This window comes from Micromonospora sp. DH13 (assembly GCF_020873825.1).
GTDB classification, from domain to species: domain Bacteria; phylum Actinomycetota; class Actinomycetes; order Mycobacteriales; family Micromonosporaceae; genus Micromonospora; species Micromonospora haikouensis.
Genome location: NZ_JAHWGR010000025.1, coordinates 107403 through 126260, shown reverse-complemented (window position 1 = coordinate 126260; position 18858 = coordinate 107403). Strand labels below are relative to the sequence as shown.

14 protein-coding genes are annotated in these 18858 nt (G+C 74.9%); 9 read left to right on the top strand and 5 right to left on the bottom strand.

All coding sequences use genetic code 11. The features are described from left to right. The 4 genes from LPA42_RS22790 to LPA42_RS22775 form a co-directional block, all read right to left on the bottom strand. Positions 1–641, bottom strand: a 641-nt coding sequence (locus LPA42_RS22790; RefSeq protein WP_228986840.1) for an NAD(P)/FAD-dependent oxidoreductase, incomplete at its 3' end; no start/stop codon positions are given. Then, a complete protein-coding gene (locus tag LPA42_RS22785) occupies positions 638–841 on the bottom strand; it encodes a ferredoxin (RefSeq protein WP_077940009.1) in 204 nt (67 codons plus the stop codon). The genes LPA42_RS22790 and LPA42_RS22785, both read right to left, overlap by 4 nt. Further along, on the bottom strand, positions 838–1530 hold the full coding sequence (locus LPA42_RS22780; RefSeq protein ID WP_158229504.1) for an MOSC domain-containing protein: 693 nt from the start codon (positions 1528–1530) through the stop codon (positions 838–840). The genes LPA42_RS22785 and LPA42_RS22780 overlap by 4 nt, the downstream gene beginning before the upstream one ends. 283 nt (positions 1531–1813) lie before the next feature. Next, a complete protein-coding gene (locus LPA42_RS22775) occupies positions 1814–2572 on the bottom strand; it encodes an IclR family transcriptional regulator (RefSeq protein WP_077940007.1) in 759 nt (252 codons plus the stop codon). A 173-nt stretch (positions 2573–2745) separates the two neighbouring features. Here LPA42_RS22775 and LPA42_RS22770 point away from each other — a divergent pair, with 173 nt between their 5' ends. The 8 genes from LPA42_RS22770 to LPA42_RS22735 all read left to right on the top strand — a co-directional run bounded on the left by LPA42_RS22770 (position 2746) and on the right by LPA42_RS22735 (position 16426). Further along, complete coding sequence (locus LPA42_RS22770) at positions 2746–3345, top strand: hypothetical protein (protein ID WP_077940006.1); 600 nt, start codon at positions 2746–2748, stop codon at positions 3343–3345. Positions 3346–3416: 71 nt separating this feature from the next. After that, on the top strand, positions 3417–4304 hold the full coding sequence (locus tag LPA42_RS22765) for a bifunctional helix-turn-helix transcriptional regulator/GNAT family N-acetyltransferase (protein WP_077940005.1): 888 nt from the start codon (positions 3417–3419) through the stop codon (positions 4302–4304). A 111-nt stretch (positions 4305–4415) separates the two neighbouring features. Then, positions 4416–4964 carry a hypothetical protein gene (locus LPA42_RS22760; RefSeq protein WP_077940004.1) on the top strand — a complete coding sequence of 183 codons (549 nt, stop codon included), beginning with the start codon at positions 4416–4418 and terminating at the stop codon, positions 4962–4964. After that, positions 4948–7665, top strand: coding sequence for a M48 family metalloprotease (locus LPA42_RS22755; protein ID WP_077940003.1), 2718 nt, complete (start codon positions 4948–4950; stop codon positions 7663–7665). Before LPA42_RS22760 ends, LPA42_RS22755 begins: the two co-directional genes overlap by 17 nt. Positions 7666–7774: 109 nt before the next feature. Next, positions 7775–9118 carry a LacI family DNA-binding transcriptional regulator gene (locus tag LPA42_RS22750; RefSeq protein WP_077940002.1) on the top strand — a complete coding sequence of 448 codons (1344 nt, stop codon included), beginning with the start codon at positions 7775–7777 and terminating at the stop codon, positions 9116–9118. 380 nt (positions 9119–9498) lie between these two features. Then, positions 9499–10506 (top strand): LacI family DNA-binding transcriptional regulator, encoded by a 1008-nt coding sequence (locus LPA42_RS22745; protein WP_077940001.1) that lies wholly within the window; start codon positions 9499–9501, stop codon positions 10504–10506. A 352-nt stretch (positions 10507–10858) separates the two neighbouring features. Beyond that, positions 10859–13192, top strand: a complete 2334-nt coding sequence (locus LPA42_RS22740; protein WP_077940000.1) for a beta-L-arabinofuranosidase domain-containing protein — start codon at positions 10859–10861, stop codon at positions 13190–13192. A gap of 162 nt (positions 13193–13354) precedes the next feature. Next, positions 13355–16426, top strand: a complete 3072-nt coding sequence (locus LPA42_RS22735) for a BTAD domain-containing putative transcriptional regulator (protein ID WP_077940030.1) — start codon at positions 13355–13357, stop codon at positions 16424–16426. On the opposite strand, the gene LPA42_RS22730 is transcribed toward LPA42_RS22735, so the two are convergent. Further along, positions 16392–16946 carry a dihydrofolate reductase family protein gene (locus LPA42_RS22730; RefSeq protein ID WP_077939999.1) on the bottom strand — a complete coding sequence of 185 codons (555 nt, stop codon included), beginning with the start codon at positions 16944–16946 and terminating at the stop codon, positions 16392–16394. The genes LPA42_RS22735 and LPA42_RS22730 overlap by 35 nt on opposite strands. Before the next feature lie 198 nt (positions 16947–17144). On the opposite strand from LPA42_RS22730, the gene LPA42_RS22725 reads away from it, so the two are divergent. Beyond that, entirely contained in the window at positions 17145–18830 is a 1686-nt protein-coding gene (locus tag LPA42_RS22725) for a pectinesterase family protein (RefSeq protein ID WP_198956760.1), read from the top strand. Positions 18831–18858: the final 28 nt, after the last annotated feature.

Here is an 18858-nt window from a genome sequence, read left to right as displayed (position 1 = left end):
CCGGCCGGCCCGACCGAACGGACGTGCGCGTCGAGCAGCAGCCGCACCCCGGCGTCGCGGTGCAGCCGGGCCAGGTAGCTGGAGACGTCCGGGCCGAACTGCGGCAGCAGGGCGGGCTCGCGGGACACCAGGGTCACGGTGGTGCCGCGGGCCACGGCGGCGCAGGCGACCTCGCAGCCGATGAAGCCGGCGCCGATCACCACCAGGCGCCGGCCCGGGCCGAGCCTGGCCGCGATCAGCCGGGCGTCGTCGAGGGTGCGCAGCGTGTGCACGTGCGGGCCGCCGTTCGGGGCGGGCAGCTCGCGGGGGCGCGAGCCGGTCGCGACGACGAGGAAGTCGTACGGGATCAGGCCGCCGTCGGCGAGCGTGAGGAGCCTGCGGTCGCGGTCCAGGCCCGTGGCCGCCGCGCCGAGCCGGGCGTCGACCCGCAGCTCGGCGAGTTGCCCCTCGGTCACCAGGTGCGTGCGGCTCGCGGGCCACTCCCCCAGGAGCACCTGCTTGGACAGCGGCGGCCGGTCGTACGGCAGGTGCGGCTCCGCGCCGACCAGCGTCACCGGGTCGGCGTAGCCGAGGGCCCGAAGGTGCTGCGCGGTCCGCAGCCCGGCCAGGGAGGCGCCGACGATGACCGTTCCGCCCGTCACGGCGTGGTCCGTTCGAGTCGGATCGCGACCGCCGGGCAGGACTCGGCCGCCTCGCGCAGCTCTCCCTCGTCCGTGTCGGGGAAGCTCTCCCGCAGCGCCACCGCCTTGCCGTTGGCGTCGAGGTCGACGAGTTCCGGCGCGACCATCACGCAGTTGGCGAAGCCCTGGCAGAGGTCGAGGTCGACGTGCACACGGATCATGACAGCTCCTTGCGGTCGGTGGGTGCGGCGGCGATCCGGTCCCGGAGTTCGGCCTTCTTCGCCTCGGCGAGCGAGTCGACCCGCAGCAGGGCGTGTGCGCCGCTGATGTCCCTGCGGTCGATGAGGATGCGGTTGGCGTCGGCGATCGAGTAGCCGTGCGGCTCGCGGGCGACGAGGCGCATGGTGTCGCCGACGCGGACGACACCCTCCCGGAGCACCCGGTAGAGGATGCCCGTCCGGTGGCTGCGGGCGACCTCGATCGTGAACCTGGGACGGCGGTGGCGGGCGGCCACCTTGTGGCAGGGGGACCGGGGCTGCGCCGCCTGGACGACGGCCTCGCCGACGGCGAAGACGTCGCCCACGTGCACCTCGAACTCGGTCAGGCCCGTGGTGGTGAAGTTCTCCCCGAGGGCCGCGTACTGCGGCAGGTCGAGCCCGAGGGTGGCCCGCCAGAACTCGTAGTTCTCGGTGGAGTAGCTCAGGACCACCCTGTCCGGGCCGCCGTGGGTCTCGTACACCTGCTCGTCGCCCGGCAGCCCGGCGCGGCACACCCGGACCTCGTCGACCGGGGTCTTGAGGTATCCCGTGCGGATCTCCTGGTCGCCGCTGCGCAGCAGGGACGCGCCGCCCACGCAGAGCCACACGATGCGTCCCGAGAGGTCTTGCACCGGGGGATCAGGACTCTCCATCGCCGCACCCTCCTTCCATATCATGGAAGGCATGTTTCCACAGCATCGCGCCTGCGCACCAGAGGCGATGAATCCCCTTCGCCCCGATCCCGCCCCTCCTGGGCGGCGATCGGGGCTGTGTCGTCCGACACCGGCGTGGCGGACCGGGCTCGCTGCGGCGTGCCGGCAGCAGACCACCCGGTGACGAGGCATGAGGAGATGGGCACCACCGAGGCCGGCACCAACTCCATCGGGAGCGCGCCGCCGGCCGCGACGGCCGGGAGGCGGCGAGAAGGCGGGCCGACTACTCCCCGGCGGTCCAGCCGAGGTGCGCCGACATCCGGGCGGCGGCCTCGGTCACGCTCCGGATGGTCGCGCTCCGGACGGCGTCGGCGGCGAACCGGCCGGACGAACCGGCGAGCGTCACGCTGGCGGTCGCCCGACCGGTCGAGGTGAAGACCGGGGCGGCGACCGCCCAGACGCCCTCGTCGAGCTCGTCGGCGGCGATGTCGTAGCCCCGGTCCCGGATGACCGGCAGGCGCTCCAGGACGGCGTCGACGGTGTGCGGGCTCGACGGCGTGAACTCGCCGAGCACGCTCGCGCCGAGCAGTTCCGCGGCGACCGTCGGCGGCAGGTACGCGAGGAGCACCCGGGCCGCCGCGGCCGCGTTCAGCGGCATGACCTGCCCCAGGCGCACGAAGAGCCGGAGCGGATAGGTGCCCTCCACCAACGAGACGCAGACGGCCTCGCTGCCGTGCAACTCGGTCAGGAAGACCGTCTCGCCGGTGGCCTGGGACAGCTCGCGCACGACGGTCGTGAGCGACTGCATGCCGCCGGCACCGCTCACGTTCTTCTCGGTGAGATCGCGGACGGCCGGACCGAGGAAGTAGCGCAGATCGATCGGCGACCGGCTGACGAACCGCTGTTCGCGCAGCACGGCGAGGATGCGGTGCATGCTCCCCAGTGGGATGTCGAGCGCCAGGTGGAGTTCCTGGAGGGTCATGCCGTCAGGCCGGCCGGACAGCGCCTGGAGGACCTGGAGCGCGCGCACGACGGGTTGCATCCCCCCACCCTATGGAGCACACCGCGGCCGGCCGTGCGGGGGTGGCCGGCTCCGCGGCAGACCGGGCGGCCGACCGCGCACGGCCCAGGCGATCGGACACGGGCCGCAGGAATCCGGACGGACCCATCCGCACCGCTCGGGTCCGGCCCGCGTCCTGCGCCACCATCGCAGCCATGGACATCTCCGACCGCGGTGCCGCGCCCCCGACCGACACCCGGGCCGGCGCGGCACGCCGGCCCGCTCTGCTCCGCCGCTGGCCGAGCCTGCTCGGCCTGGCCGTGGCCACGGCGACGCTGGCGGCCGGGGCCGACCGGGAGGGGCTGTCGATCACGGTCGCCGTCGCCGCCCTGTGCTACCTGGGCGCCGCCGCTCTGGGCCGCCCCTGGGTGGCCTGGGCCGGCGTCGGCGGCGGCGGGATGGTGGTGGTGGCGAGCGAACTGGCGGGGGTGCCGTGGTGGGCCGGCGTGGGCGTCGTCGCGGCGCTGCTGGTCGTCGCCGGCCTGGCCGGCGGGGTGCCGCGCGCACCGCTGGCCGCCCAGGCGGCGGCCCTGCTCGGTTACGGGGGGCTCGCCGTCACCGCCGTCCTCGTCGACCCGCGCGTCGGGCTGGTGCTGGCGGGGCTCGCGCTGGCCGGGCACGGGATCTGGGACGCGGTCCACTACCGGCGCGCCGAGGTCGTGCCACGGTCGCTGGCGGAGTTCTGCATGCTGCTGGACGTGCCGCTGGGCGTGGGCTTCCTCGTCCTGGCCGCCGTCGCGGGGCCGCCGCAGTGACCCGGTCCACCCGGCGGCGGCGGGCGGACCCCGCCGGATCGCCCGAGATTTACCTGACTAAAGTCAGGCACATGGACACGGAGCTTGTCGCGACGGTACGGCGGTTCAACCGGACCGTGACCCAACGGGTAGGTGCGCTGGACGACGCGTACATGGCGCGCGGGCGGCCCCTCGCCCAGGCGCGCCTGCTGTGGGAGATCGGCCCGGACGGCGCCGAGGTCGCGGCGCTGCGGAGCCGACTCGGCCTGGACTCCGGGCACCTCAGCCGGCTCCTGCGCGCCCTGGAGGGCGACGGGCTCGTCACCGTCGCGCCGGCCGGCGGCGACGGCCGCGTCCGGCAGGCCACCCTCACCGACGCCGGCCGGGCCGAGTGGTCCACGCTCGACGAGCGCTCCGACGCGTTCGCCTGGTCGATCCTCGAACCGCTCACCGGGCCCCGCCGCACCCGGCTCGTCGCGGCGATGGCCGAGGTGGAGCGGCTGCTCGTCGCGTCGATGGTGACCATCGAGCCGTGCCCGCCGGGCGACCCGCGGGCGCGGGTGTGCGTACGGGCCTACGCCCGCGACGTCGCCCGGCGCTTCGACGACGGCTTCGACCCCGCGCTGAGCAGCCCGCTCGGCGACGACGAGCTGACCCCACCCGCCGGGGTGTTCCTCCTGGCCACCCTCGACGCCGAGCCCGTCGGCTGCGGCGCGGTGAAGCTGCACCCCGGCGCGCCGGCCGAGATCAAACGCGTGTGGGTCTCCGAGGCGGTGCGCGGCCTCGGCGTCGGCCGGCGGCTGCTCGACGAGCTGGAGCGGTACGCCGCCACGTGTGGCTGGACCGCCGTCCGGTTGGACACCAACCGCAACCTCACCGAGGCGCTCGCCCTGTACCGCTCCGCCGGGTACCGCGAGGTCGAGCCGTTCAACACCGAGCGCTACGCCCACCACTGGTTCGAGAAGCGCCTCGTCCCCTGACCGGCCGGGCCGACCGCCCGCGCTGTCCGGTAGCCGACCCCCGCCCGCCGCGAATCCCCGTACGGTGGGCGCGGGAAACCGGCGGGTGATCCGCCGGAGGACGGGAGCACGATGACCGGCACCCCCCAGTGGCACGCCACCGCCGACGGGACCGAGGACGAGCTGGTCCGCCTGGCGATCCGGGCGGTGGCGCCCGACGAGGAGCCGCTGCTGGCCTTCCTCGCGCCCGCCTACCGGCGCCGTCCGGGCCACTGGCGGCGGGACCCGGCCCGGCTGGTGCGGGTGGGTGGCGGCGAGGCCGGCGGCGGCGGCTTCGATGAGGCCGTCGCGCCGCTGCTGCCGTACGTGCTGGTCCTCACCGGCATCGCGCTGGAGGCCCTGCGCGACGGCGTGCGGGAGCACGCCACCGACGCCGTCCGCGGCGGCCTGCGCACCCTGCGCCTGCGCTGGCGGGCCCGGCGGTCCACCGCGCTCCCCCCGCCGCCGGCGCTGCGGCTGCGGCCCGGGCAGTTGCTGCGCATCGAGGAGGTCGTCACCGCCGCCGCCCGCGACCCGGCCTGGGAGCTGACCGAGGACCAGGTCGCGCTGCTGCGCGACGCGGTGCGCGACGCGTTCGAGCAGCGCTTCGGCGCCGACGGTGGCGATGCCGACGGCGGCTGAGGGCTCCGGGCCGGCCGGCGCGGTCGCACCCCCGCTGCCCTCGGCCACCCTCGGCCGGTTCGTCGCCGCGGTGACCGCGGTGGTGGGCACGAGCATGTTCGGTTGGCAGACCGTGCTCGTCGACAGGGACGCCACCCGGCAGCGCGCGGAGTGCCTCGCCGGGCTCAGCGGCCTTCCGGCCCCCGTCGACGTGCGCACGGGCACGGTCAACGAGGAGAGCCTGGCCGCGGTGCAGCAGTGCCTCGGCACCCTGCGGGGGGACTCGCTGCGCCAGATGGCCGTGGGGCTCGCCGTGCTCGCGGCGGCGACCGCCGCCGTCTACCTCGCCGCGCCCTGGTGCGAGCGTTGGCTGCGCGACCTGCGCCGACTCGACCGGGTCCCCGGCACCGGGGCGCTGCGGTCCGCGCTGGCCGGCCTGGTCCGGGAGGCGGGCCTGCGCCGGCCGCCGGTGTTCGTGGTGTCCCGGTCCGCCCGGATCAGCGGCAACACCTTCGGCGCCGGTCCCCTGAGGTACGTCCGGCTGGACCTCGGCCTCGTGCACGCCCACCGGACCGCGCCGCCACTGTTCCGGGCCGTCGTCCTGCACGAGCTGGCCCACGTGCGCAACGCCGACGTCCACCTCACCCGGCTGGCCATCGCCCAGTCCTGGGCGTTCCCCCTGGCCGTCCTCGTCCCGGTCGCGGTCAACTACGTCGGCTCCGTGCCCGTGCGACGGCTGCTAGACGACGGCTGGAGACTCGCCGCCTTCGCGCTGATCGTGCAGGTGTCGGTGTGGTCGGTGCTGCGCGCCCGGGAGTTCGCCGCCGACGCCCGCCTCACCGGCGACGACCGGGCGGCCGCGCGGGCGCTGCTCGCCGCCGACCGCCGCCGGAGCGGCCGGTGGGCCCGCCTCGGCTCGGTGTTCCGGTTCCATCCGCTCGCCCAGGCCCGGGTCGACACGTTGGCACACCCCGGACGCCGGTTCGCCGCCCGCCCGGTCGAGGCGCTCGGCGCGGGCCTCGCCGCCGGGATCGCCGCGCCGCCCCTGGTGGACCTGATGTCCAGCCTGCCCCGGCAGCTGCCGGGGCTGGACCGGCTGACCGGCGGGGCCGTCGCCGCCGGGCTGCTGCTCGGCGTGCCGCTCGCGCTGGTCACCGCCGGCGCGCTGTGGCGCTGCGCCTGGTGGGCGCGGCACACCGGCACCTCCGCCGCCACGGGCACGGCGTTCGGCGCGGCCCTGGCCTGCGGCCTGGCCGTCGGCCGCCGGCTGTCCTGGGTCACCGCGTACACCGACCAGCACCGGGCCTGGTGGATCGAGGTCACCCTCGGTCTGCTGTGGATCGTCGGCGGGGCGCTGCTCGGCCGCTGGGTCGCCGGCGGCGCGCGGGCGTACCTGCGACGCGTCGCGCCGACGGACACCCGCCGGACCCGGCTGGCCTGGGCCGGCGCGGTGTCGGCCACCTCGGTGCTCACCGCCGGCTACGTGGCGTCCCTGCTCGTGCTGGACACGGCGACCCTCGACGGTGCGACCACCATGCTGCGTCTGGTCGCCGCGCGCGAGGGGCATCCGGACACGGTCACCCCGCTGACCCTGGTGGACCTGTTCGACTTCCTCCTCCGTACCGTCTCCGCCCAGGCGCCGTACCTGTTCGTCCTGCCGCTGCTCGCGCTGCTGCACCCGACGCTGGCCGCCCGCCGCGCCAGCCGGCGGGCGGTGCGCCTGGGTGTCGTGGCCGGCGGCGTCGGCGCCCTGCTGGTGCCGCTGACGCCGCTCGGTCTCGGCCTGGTCGCGCGCGACCCGGGGCTCAGCGCCACGACCACGGCGGCCGTGGTCGACGGGCACACCCTGGTCCCGGTCACGTTCGTCGAGCTGACCATCGCCGTCGCCGCGGTCGCCACCCGACGCCTGTCGGTGCCGCACGCCCTGCTCGCCGCCCTCACGGCGGGGCTGCTGCTGGCCCCGGCCATCCTGACCGCCGACACCCTGGTGTCCTGCGTGACCGACGCCGCGATCGGCTGCGGCCCGGTCGTCGACCGGGTCGCCGTCGACCGGGTCCTCACCCACGCCCTCGTCGTCGCCCCGACGGTGGCGGTGCTCGCCGCCACCGTCGGGGCCGTCCTGGCCGCCGGGCTGGCCGGCTCCGCGCGCCGCCGGCGCTGGACGGCGGCCGGGCTCGCCGTCGGGCTCGCCGCCGCCGGCACGGTCGCGCCGGTGCTCCTCCGCCCCACGGCCACCGTGACGGTGAGCCGGGACCCCTGCCTGGTCGGGGTGTGGCGGCTCACGGACGGCCGCTACCACCTGCTCGTCGCGGCCGACTCGCTGCTCGGCGGTCTGGCCGGCCTCACCCGCGACGCCACCCTCGACCTCGCCAGCGGGGCCGAGGACGGCTCCGCCACCGCCTACCGCGCCGACGGCACGGCGACGGACCTCTACGACCTGACCGCCGCCCGCGGCACGCTCGGCGGAAACCCCGTGCGATACACGCAGCGGGGCGTGCAGACCTACCGCTGGTCGACCGCCGGCGGGCGGTACCGCCAGTACGACCAGGTCGACCCGGGCGTCGAGACGGTGGTAAGGGTCGGTGACCGCGAGGCGGACCTGCCTGTGGGGCCGGAGGAGAACACGGGCACCTACCGCTGCGACGACGACCGGCTGACCGTCCGCCTGGAGTACGACGACGGGGCGTGGAGCGAGGAGTCGTTCGTGCGCAGTCCCGCCTGAGTCGGGACGGGGCTGCGCGGCGGCGGGTCGAGAGGGCGGGCATGGCCGCCTTCATGGAGCCATGGAGCCATGGCATCGACGTGGAGACGGCACGGAGTAGCCTGGCTCCATGTCGGACGAACCCGGGCGCCACCGCCGAGCGCGCGGCGAGATCGAGGAGCTACCCAGCGGGTCACTGCGGGTCCGGGTGTACGCCGGGATCGACCCCGTGTCGAAGCGACGCCGCTATCTCACCCGGACCGTGCCGGCCGGGCCGGGCGCGGCCGAGGCGGCCGAGGCGGTGCGGGCCGAGCTGCTCGACACGGCAGGCCGGCAGCGCCGGCCGAGCGTCCGCGCGCAGGCCGGCCCGGCGGCGGTCGGTTCGCCGGCCGCCCGCCCGCCGGCCGCCGCGCCCGTGCCGCAGCGGACGGACGGCACGGCGGGCGCCGAGCGGCGCGGGCGCAGGCGGGGGGAACACACGCTCACCACCATCGCCCGCCTCGCCGACGTGTCGGTGCCGACGGTGTCGAAGGTGCTCAACGGGCGGCCGGGGGTCGCCGCCCAGACCCGGTCCCGGGTGGAGGCGCTGCTGCGGGAGCACGGCTACCGCCGGCCGGAGCTGGGCACCCCGAGCGCCATCGTGGACGTGGTCTTCTACGGGATGCAGAGCAACCTGGCGGTGGCGATCATGCACGGGGTGGAGCAGGTCGCCGGCGAGCACCGGCTGGCCGTCGGCTTCACCGACGCCCGGCGGCAGCTGTCGCAGGGGCGCTTCTGGTCCCGCGACCTGCTGGCGCGACGACCGACCGGGGTGATCGCGGTGCACCTCGGCTTCACCTCCGAGCAGCACGCCCTGCTGCGGGCGAGCGCGATCCCGTTGGTGGTGCTGGATCCGACGGACGAATTGCCCCTGCACACCGTCCCCTCGGTGACGGCGACGAACTGGAGCGGCGGCTTCGAGGCCGCCCGGCACCTGCTCGACCTGGGCCATCGCCGGATCGCCGTGATCACCGGCCCGACCGAGCGGCTCTGCGCCCGGGCGAGGCTGGACGGGGCCCGGGCGGCGATGGAGGCCGCCGGGGTCGGGCTGGAGCCGAGGCTGCTGCGCACGGGGACCTGGTTCTCCTTCGAGGACGGTCTCAGCCTCGGCCAGGACCTGCTGCGCCTCAACCCGACCCCGACGGCGGTGCTGTGCGGCAACGACCTGCAGGCGCTGGGGGTCTACGAGGCCGCCCGCCTGACCGGCCGACGCATCCCGCAGGATCTCAGCGTCGTGGGCTTCGACGACATCCCGCACACCAGGCTGTGCGGCCCGACGATGACGTCGGTGCAGCAGCCGCTGACGGACATGGGGGCCGCCGCGGCCCGGATGGTGCTGGCCCTGGCCACCAACCAGCGCCTCCCCCAGACCCGCGTCGAGCTGGCGACCACGCTCGTCGTACGCGACAGCACCGCCGCTCCCGGCACCTGGTGACCGACGCCCCGGGGTTCCTCGGAAACCTCTCCTTGTCGTCGCCGACTTGTTTCGGTAGCATCCGAACCGATCGATACCACCCGTCCCATGCGCACAGGCCGCCGAGCACGGCGGCACGGCGAAGAAGGAAGGTGCCCCTCCAGGCCACCCGCCACCGGCTCGGCGCCCGTCCGCGATCCGTGATGACGAACATCACGGTTTGCCGCCGCAGTCCGGCCGTTTTCTCCAGCCCACCCGACACCACCGCCGCGTAGACTCTCGCTGATTTGGCGTTGTCCACGGCGGTATGTCTGCGTGCCCCGAGGTCGATGCCCGACGAAGCATCGGTCCGGCCAACCGGCCCCCCACGGGCCGGACGGGCGCACGGAGAGGTGGGTGGGATGACCGCACGCGGTCCTGCGATGAGGGACGTGGCCCGCCTCGCCGGGGTGTCGCACCAGACCGTGTCGCGCGTCCTCAACGGGCACCCCAACGTCCGGGAACAGACCCGGCTGCGGGTGCAGGCCGCGATCAGCCAGCTCGGCTACCGCCCCAACCGGGCGGCCCGCGCGCTGGTCACCGGGCGGTCCCAGGTGCTGGGCGTCGTGGCGCTCAACACCACGCTCTACGGCCCGGCGTCCCTGCTGTCGGCCTTCGAGCTCGCCGCGGCCGAGGCGGGCTTCGCCGTCAGCGTGGGCAGCGTGCGCAACCTGGACCGCGATTCCATCACCGCTGTCGTCGAACGACACCTGGCGCACCGGGTCGCCGGGATCGTGGTGATCGCGCCCGTGGAGTCCGCCGCCGAGGCGTTGGACTGCCTGCCCACCGACATCCCGCTGGTCACCGTCGACGGCGACCCCCGCCGGCCGGAGCCGCTGGTCACCATCGACCAGGTGGAGGGGGGCCGGCTGGCCACCCAGCATCTGCTCGACGCGGGCCACCGGACGGTCTGGCACGTCTCCGGTCCGGGCGACTGGTTCGACAGCGCCGGCCGGATCGCGGGGTGGCGGGAGACGTTGCGGGCGGCGGGGGCGGAGGCGCCCCCCGTGTTGCAGGCGGACTGGTCGGCGGCGTCGGGGTACCGCTGCGGGCAGATGCTGGCGCGGACGCCGGGGGTGACCGCCATCTTCACCGCCAACGACGATCTCGCCCTGGGCGTGCTGCACGCGCTGCACGAGCACGGCCGACGGGTGCCGGAGGACGTCAGCGTCGTCGGCTTCGACGACGTGCCGGACGCGGCCTACTTCATCCCGCCCCTGACCACCGTCCGGCCCGACTTCGACACCGTGGCGAAGGCCAGCCTCACCCTGCTGCTGGCACAGATCGAGTCCGGCGTCGACCGCACGCTGCGGCAGACCGTCTCCCCGACGCTGATCACGCGCAGCAGCGTGGCCCCGCCCCCCGAGTGAGCCCGGTGCCGGCCGTGCCGCGGCGGCGCCCCTCGACCATGGGTTGATAGCGGTAACATCCCGGCCCGCCCGACGGCGCGCCCCCAGCGGCCTGGCCCGCGTCGGCGGCATCAGCCCTCACAGCCCGCGCGCGGTGGCCGTCTACCCGCGCAAACGCGCCCACATCGTGGCCGTAAGAACCTCGGTATAGTCATCACCTTGAATCAATCCAGGCGTCGAACGTAATATGTCTGTCGTCACATGTGAACGTTAACGCGAGCTGTTCCGGTCGGGCCCGGCGGCGTGCCGGGCTCGACGACCTGTCCTCGGGCCGCAGTTCCCCGTCCCTGGCCCGGCACCCCTTGGAGGTCCGATGTCCCTGTCCATCAACCGACGACGGCTGTTGCAGGCCGCCGGCGCGACCGCCGTCGCCTCCGCGGCCGGCACCACGTTCGCCGGCGCGCAACCGGCCGCCGCGGCGCTGGTGGTGCCGCCGGCACGACCGGACACCGGCGTCTCGGCGTACCCGTTCGAGCTGGGCCAGGTGCGGCTGACCGCCGGCCGCTGGCTGGACAACCAGAACCGGACGCTGAGCTACCTGCGGTTCGTCGACGTCGACCGGCTGCTCTACAACTTCCGCGCCAACCACCGGCTGTCCACCAACGGCGCCGCGTCCAACGGCGGCTGGGACGCTCCGTCGTTCCCGTTCCGCACGCACATGCAGGGGCACTTCCTGACCGCCTGGGCCCAGGCGTACGCGGTCCTCGGCGACACCACCTGCCGGGACAAGGCGAACTACATGGTCGCCGAGCTGGCCAAGTGCCAGGCGAACAACGGCGCGGCCGGGTTCACGGCGGGCTACCTGTCCGGATTCCCCGAGTCGGACTTCGCGGCTCTGGAGGCGCGCACGCTGTCCAACGGTAACGTGCCCTACTACTGCATCCACAAGACCCTCATCGGCCTGCTGGACGTCTGGCGCTACATCGGCAACACCCAGGCCCGCACCGTTCTGCTGGCCCTGGCCGGCTGGGTCGACACCCGCACGTCCCGGCTGAGCTCCAGCCAGATGCAGAACATGCTGGGCACCGAGTTCGGCGGCATGAACGAGGCGCTGGCCGATCTCTACCAGTACACCGGCGACGGCCGCTGGCTCACCGTCGCCCAGCGGTTCGACCACGCCGCCGTGTTCAACCCGCTCGCCAGCAACTCCGACCAGCTCAACGGGCTGCACGCCAACACGCAGGTGCCGAAGTGGATCGGCGCGGCGCGCGAGTTCAAGGCGACCGGCACCACGCGGTACCGCGACATCGCCAGCAACGCGTGGAACATGACCGTCAACGCGCACACGTACGTCATCGGCGGCAACAGCCAGGCGGAGCACTTCCGCCCGCCCAACGCGATCTCCGGCTATCTCACCAACGACACGTGCGAGCACTGCAACACCGTCAACATGCTGAAGCTGACCCGGGAGCTGTGGCTGATCGACCCCAACCGGGCGGCGTACTTCGACTTCTTCGAGCGCGCGCTGGCCAACCACGTCATCGGCGCCCAGAACCCGGCCGACGGCCACGGCCACGTCACCTACTTCACCCCGCTCAAGCCCGGTGGCCGGCGGGGCGTGGGCCCCGCGTGGGGCGGCGGCACCTGGAGCACCGACTACAACTCGTTCTGGTGCTGCCAGGGCACCGGCCTGGAGGTCAACACCAGGCTGATGGACTCGATCTACTTCTACAACGGCACCACGCTCACCGTGAACCTGTTCGCGCCGTCGACGCTGAACTGGTCCCAGCGCGGCATCACGGTCACCCAGAGCACCAACTACCCGGTCGGCGACACCACCACCCTGAGCCTTTCCGGCACCATGAGCGGCTCGTGGAGCATCCGGGTGCGCATCCCGGCGTGGGCCACCGGCGCGACGATCGCCGTCAACGGCGCGACGCAGAGCGTGGACACCACGCCCGGCGGCTACGCCACGGTCACCCGCACCTGGGCCGCGGGCGACACCGTCACCGTACGGCTGCCGATGCGGGTCGTGCTCTCGCCCGCCAACGACAACGCCGCGGTGGCCGCCGTCACCTACGGCCCGATGGTGCTGGCCGGCAACTACGGCAACACCACCCTGAACGCCCTGCCCTCGCTCAACGCCACGTCGGTCACCCGGACGAGCACCAGCTCACTCGCGTTCACCGCGACCGCCAACGGCGCCACGGTCAACCTCGCGCCGTTCCAGGACGCGCACGGCTACAACTACACCGTCTACTGGAGCGTCAGCGGCGGCACCGGCACCACCACCCACAAGCTGGTCAACGTCGGCAGCGGCCTGGTGCTCGGCATCCAGAACATGTCCACCGCCGACGGCGGGCTCGCCCTCCAGTGGGGCGACACCGGCACCGCCGACCACAACTGGGTCGTCGTGACCGAGGGCGGCAACGTCAAGTTCCGCAACGTCAACAGCGGCAAGGTCCTCGGCGTCGAGAACATGTCCACCGCCGACAACGCCCGCGTCCTGCAGTGGGCCGACAACGGCACCGCCGACCACCTCTGGACCCTGCTGAGCCAGGGCGACGGCACCTACAAGATCCGCAACGTCAACAGCGGCAAGCTGCTCGGCATCCTCAACGGCTCCACGGCCCAGGGCGCGCAGGCCGTACAGGATTCCGACAACGGCAGCGCCGACAACCGCTGGCGGCTCGTCGCCAACGGCTAGGTCCCGCCCGCGGATCGTGAGCGGGTCGCGCCGGTGGCGTCGTCGCCGGCGTGGCCCGCTCCCCCACGCGCGGTGCGGGCTGGTCGGACCTCGCCGGCCCGGAGATACTCCCCGGCGCTGACGGTCCGCTTCCTGTCGGCCTGCGCCACTACGATGGCCGCCGTGCAGTTCGGGGTGCTCGGGCCGCTCGCCGTCACCACCGACGCCGGCGAGCCGGTCCTGGTGCCCGGCGCGAAGGTCCGGGTGCTGCTGGCCGTCCTGCTGACCAACCGCAACCAGGTGGTGTCGGCGGACCGCCTGATCGACGACGTCTGGGGCTCGCACGCGCCGGCCAACCCGGGCGGCGCGCTGCAGGTGCGGGTGTCCCAGTTGCGCCGGGCGCTCGACGACGCCGAGCCGGGCGCCCGCGGCCTGGTCGAGTCCCGCCCGCCCGGCTATGTGCTGCGCACCCGGGCGGTGGACGCCGACCGGTTCGCCGAGCTGGCCACGTCGACCGACGTCGAACGGCTGGCCGCCGCGCTCGCGCTGTGGCGCGGCGACGCGTACGCCGACGTGGCCGACGCCGGTTTCGTCCACGCCGAGGCGACCCGGCTGGCCGAGCAGCGCCTCGCCGTGCACGAGCGGCTCGCCGCCGCCCGCCTGGCCCGGGGCGAGCACGACCTCGTCGCCGCCGACCTCGCGGAGCTGGTGACCCGGCATCCGCTGCGGGAGGGCCTGCGGGCGTTGCAGCTGCGCGCGTTGTACGCGGCGGGCCGGCAGTCCGAAGCCCTGGACAGCTACGCCGACCTGCGCGACCGGCTCGCCACGGAGCTGGGGCTCGACCCGGGGCCGGAGCTGGTCGCCCTGCACCGCCGGATCCTCGCCCAGGATTCCGGGCTGAGCGCGCCGCCGCGCGCCGCGATCGTGCGCCACAGCCTGCCGGCTCGGCTCGACGAGCTGGTCGGGCGGGCCGGGGTCCTGGCGGAGCTGCGCGCCGTGCTGCCGGGGCGGCGCCTGGTCACGCTGGTCGGGCCGGGTGGCGTCGGCAAGACCCGGCTGGCCACCGAGGTGGCCCGCGAGCCGGCCGGGCCCGACGGCGGCTGCCTGGTCGAGCTGGCCCCGCTGCCGGCCGGTGACCCGCGCGTCGCCGACCGGGTGCTCGACGCGCTGGGCCTGCGGGAGCCGCCGGGCGCCGCCGTCCCGGCCGCCGACCGGCTCTGCGCCGCGCTGCGGCACCGGCGGGTGCTGCTCGTGCTCGACAACTGTGAGCACGTGGTCGACGCGGTCGCCACGCTGGTGGCCCGGCTGCTGCGGGACGCGCCCGCGGTCACCGTGCTGGCCACCAGCAGGGAACCCCTCGGCCTGACCGGCGAGCTGCTGTGGGAGGTGCCGCCGTTGGCCCTGCCCGAGGACGACGGCGACGTCGACGCGGTCCGGCGCTCGGCGGCGGCCCGGCTGTTCGCCGTCCGGGCCGCCGCGCGGCAGCGCGGATTCCGCCTCGACGAGCGGACCGCACCCGCCGTCGCTCAGCTCTGTCGTCGGCTGGACGGCCTGCCGTTGGCCCTCGAACTGGCCGCGACCCGGGTGCGCGCGCTCGGCCTGTGGGGCGTCGTGGACCGCCTCGACGACCGGTTCCGGCTGCTCACCACGCAGCAGCGCGACGTGCCGGCACGGCAGCGCACGCTGGCGGCGGTGATCGGCTGGAGCTGGGACCTGCTGGCCGAGGCCGACCGGCGCGTGCTGGCCCGGCTCGTCGTGTTCCGCGACGGCTGCCCGGCGGAGGCGGCCGAACGGGTGTGCGGGGCCGACGTCGACACGCTGACCCGGCTGGTGGACCGTTCGCTGGTGGTGCTGGACGAGACGCCCGACGGCCCGCGCTACCGGCTGCTCGAGTCCGTCGCCGCGTTCTGCGCCGAGCGGCTCACGGACGCCGACGACGTCCGGGCGCGGCACGCGGCTTACTACACGGAGCTGGCCGCACGCGCGGACCCGCAGCTGCGCGGCGCCGACCAGCGGCGGTGGCTGTCCCGGCTCGACGCCGAGGCGGGCAACCTGGCCGCGGCGCTGACGCACGGCGGCGGGCTGCGCCTGGCCACGGCCCTGAGCTGGTACTGGTTCCTGCGGGGCAGGCTGACCGAGGCGGGACGGGCGCTGGCGGCGCGCGGCGAGCCGGCGGAGGAGGCCCGCGCCGCGCCGTGGCGGGTCGGCTTCGCGCTGTTGCGGGGCGAGCCGATCGTGCCGGGCGAGGTCCGCGCCGCGCTGGCCGGCGCGGTCGACGGCCGGGCGGCGTGGTTCGTCGCGCACGCGCTGATCGACCGCAGCGAGCTGGCGTTGGCGGCGGAGCTGCTGCCCGTCGCCTGCGCCGACCCCTGGGTCGAGGCCGCGGTGCTCTGCTCCCGGGCCAAGCTGGCGCACGCCACCGGTGATCTCGCCGCGCTGGAACGCGCCGGGGGCCGCAGCGCGGCGCTGTTCGCCGCGGTCGGCGACCGGTGGGGCCGGTTGCAGGCCACCGACTGGGTGGGCGGCCTGGCCGAGATGCGCGGCGAGCACGAGCGCGCGGCCGCCCTGCACCGGGAGGGGCTGCGCTGGGCCGAGGAGCTGTCCCTGCGGCCGGAGGTGGGCAGCAAGCTGTCCTGGCTCGCGTGGCTCGCGGTGCAGACCGGCGACCACTGGCGCGCCCGGGAGCTGGCCGGGCGCGCATACGCGCTGGCGGCGGAGCAGGACGCCCCGGCCGCGCTGGTCTTCGCGGAGACCAGCCTCGGCATCGCCGCCCGCAGGGCGGGCGACCTGGACGCGGCCACCGGTCACCTGACGCGCGTCGCCGAGCGGGGTCGCCGCGAGGCGCGGCCCGCGCTCTACCTGCCGATGGTGCTCGTCGAGCTGGGCTACGCCGCCGAGCAGGGCGGTGACCGGGCCGCCGGGCTGGCCCTGCACCTGGAGGCGTTCGACGCCGCGCGGGCGATGGGTTCGCCCCGGGATGCCGCCGCCGCCCTGGAGGGGATGGCGTCGGCGGCGGGGCCGCCCGAGGTCGCCGCTGCGCTGCTGGGGGCCGCCGCCGCTGCCCGGCTGGCCGCGCAGGCCCCGGCCGCGCCGGCGGAGCGCGCCGAGACCGACCGGGTGGCCGGGCGCCTCGCCGCCACGCTCGGGCGGGAGCGCTTCGACGCGCTGTTCGCCGAGGGCGGGCGGCTGGGCCCGGACGAGGCCCGGGCCCGGGCGGCCGTCACCCGACCGGCCCTGGCCGGTACGAGGCGATGACCACGCCGCTCTTCATGACCCTGGTGTCGATCAGCTCGAACGACGTCGTGAAGTCGGCCAGGGGCGTCGTCATGCTGGCGCCGCCGGTGAGGACGGGGTGGATCCAGAACCGCACCTCGTCCACCAGGCCCGCCCTGACCAGCTGCGCGGTGACCGAGCCGAAGCCGTACTGGATGATGTCCCTGCCCTCCTGGGCCTTGAGCTTGCGGACCTCCGCCACCAGGTCGCCCCGGAGCACCCGGGTGTTGTTCCAGGTGGGGTCGGTCAGCGTGGTCGAGGCGACATACTTGCGGACGTTGTTGAAGTAGGCGGCGCCGGTGGTCGGGTCGCTCTCGTCCTGGGCCGGCCAGGCGACGGACATGCCGTCGTACGTGACGCGGCCCATCAGCACCGCGTCGGCGGCGTCGGTCTGCGCCCCGGCGAAGGCGCTGGCCTCGTCGTCGAAGTACGGCATGGTCCACATGGGATTCTCGATCACGCCGTCGAGGGTGACGTAGGTCGAGTTGATCAGCTTGCGCATCGGGGCTCCCGTGTCGGTGGCGCTCGTCGTGACACCGACACCCTGCCGGATCCCACTTACGGTTCGCTTCAGGTCCGCGCGCGGGGGCGACGCGTTCATTGACAGGCATGAGAACCCGGGCTACGGTGCGCCAGGAAAGCGCTTTCACGCACGGCATCCGCCGACCTCCCCACCCCGTCCCCCGGAGGTTCCTCCACCATGCGCAGAAGCCGCCGACGGTCCCTGCTCGCCGTCGCCACCGCAGCACTCACCACCGTCCTGCTCGGCCTGACCCAGCTCGGCGGCGCCCAGTCCGCGTACGCCGCCACGCTGTTCAGCGACGACTTCGCCGACGGCGACACCGCCGGCTGGTCGAAGTCCGGCGGGACCTGGTCGGTCGTCGCCGACGACAGCGCCGCCCTGCAACAGGCCAAGGCCGACACCGACAACGCGCGCCTGTTCGCCGGCACGTCGTCCTGGGCCGACTACGCCGTCCAGGCCCGGGTCAAGGCCCTGACCCTGCCGGCCGACGGGGCCGTGGCCCTGCTCGCCCGGGCCTCCGGCTCGACCACCTACTACCGGCTGGCCCTGCTGCCCGGCAACCAGGTCCGGCTGGAGGCGGTACGCAGCGGCGCGGCGACCACCCTGGGCACGCTCTCCCGGACCGTCGCCACCGGCACCTGGTACACCCTGCGCATTGAGGCCACCGGGTCGACCGTGCGCGGGTGGGTCGACGGCGTCCAGGTCGGCTCCGGCACCGGCAGCATCGCCACCGGCCGCATCGGCGTGCAGACCCGCTACGCCACCGCCCGCTACGACGACGTGACGGTCACCAGCGGCACCACCACCCCCACCACGCCACCGACGGCCACCCCCACCGCGACGCCGACGACCACACCCCCCGCCTCGCCGACCCCGACGCCCACCGGCACCCCGCCGGCCACCGGCACGGTGGTCGTCGCCAAGGACGGCAGCGGCACCTACACCAGCGTGCAGGCGGCGGTGAACGCCGTGCCCGCCGGCAACACCATCGGACGCACCATCGTCATCCGGCCCGGCACCTACCGGGAACTGGTCACCATCCCCGCCGACAAGCCCCACCTCACCCTCGTCGGCTCCACCGGCGACGCCCGCGACGTGGTCATCACGTACGACAACGCCTCGGGAACCCCGAAGCCGGACGGCGGCACCTACGGCACCTCGGGCAGCGCCTCGGTGACCATCGACGGCAGCGACTTCACCGCCCGGCACCTGACCTTCGCCAACAGCTTCGACGAGGCCGCGCACGACTACAGCGCCGAGCAGGCCGTCGCCGTGCTCACCCGCGCCGACCGGCTGGTCTTCGACAACGTCCGGTTCCTCGGCAACCAGGACACCCTCTACCACAACAGCGCCAACAGCAGCACCATCGGCCGCGCGTACTTCCGCAACTGCTACGTCGAGGGCGACGTCGACTTCATCTTCGGCCGGGGCACCGGCGTCTTCGACCGCTGCGAGATCAGGTCGCTCGACCGCGGGTCGTCGAGCAACAACGGGTACGTCACCGCGCCGTCCACGATGATCAGCAACCCGTACGGCTTCCTGTTCGTCGGCTGCACCCTGACCACCGACTCGGCCGCCGCCCAGAGCGTGCACCTCGGCCGGCCGTGGCACCCCAGCGGCGACGTCAACGCGATCGGCCAGGTCGTGTTCCGCGACAGCGTCCTCGGGGCACACGTCAAGGACTCCCCGTGGACGGACATGTCCGGGTTCTCGTGGCGCGACGCCCGGTTCTTCGAGTACCGCAACAGCGGCCCCGGCGCGACGGTCACCGCCGACCGCCCGCAGCTGACCGACGCCCAGGCGCCCACCTACACGGCGCAGCGCTACCTGGCCGGCTCGGACGGCTGGAACCCGATCCACTGACCGGCCCCGGTACGCGGGGGCGGCGGGA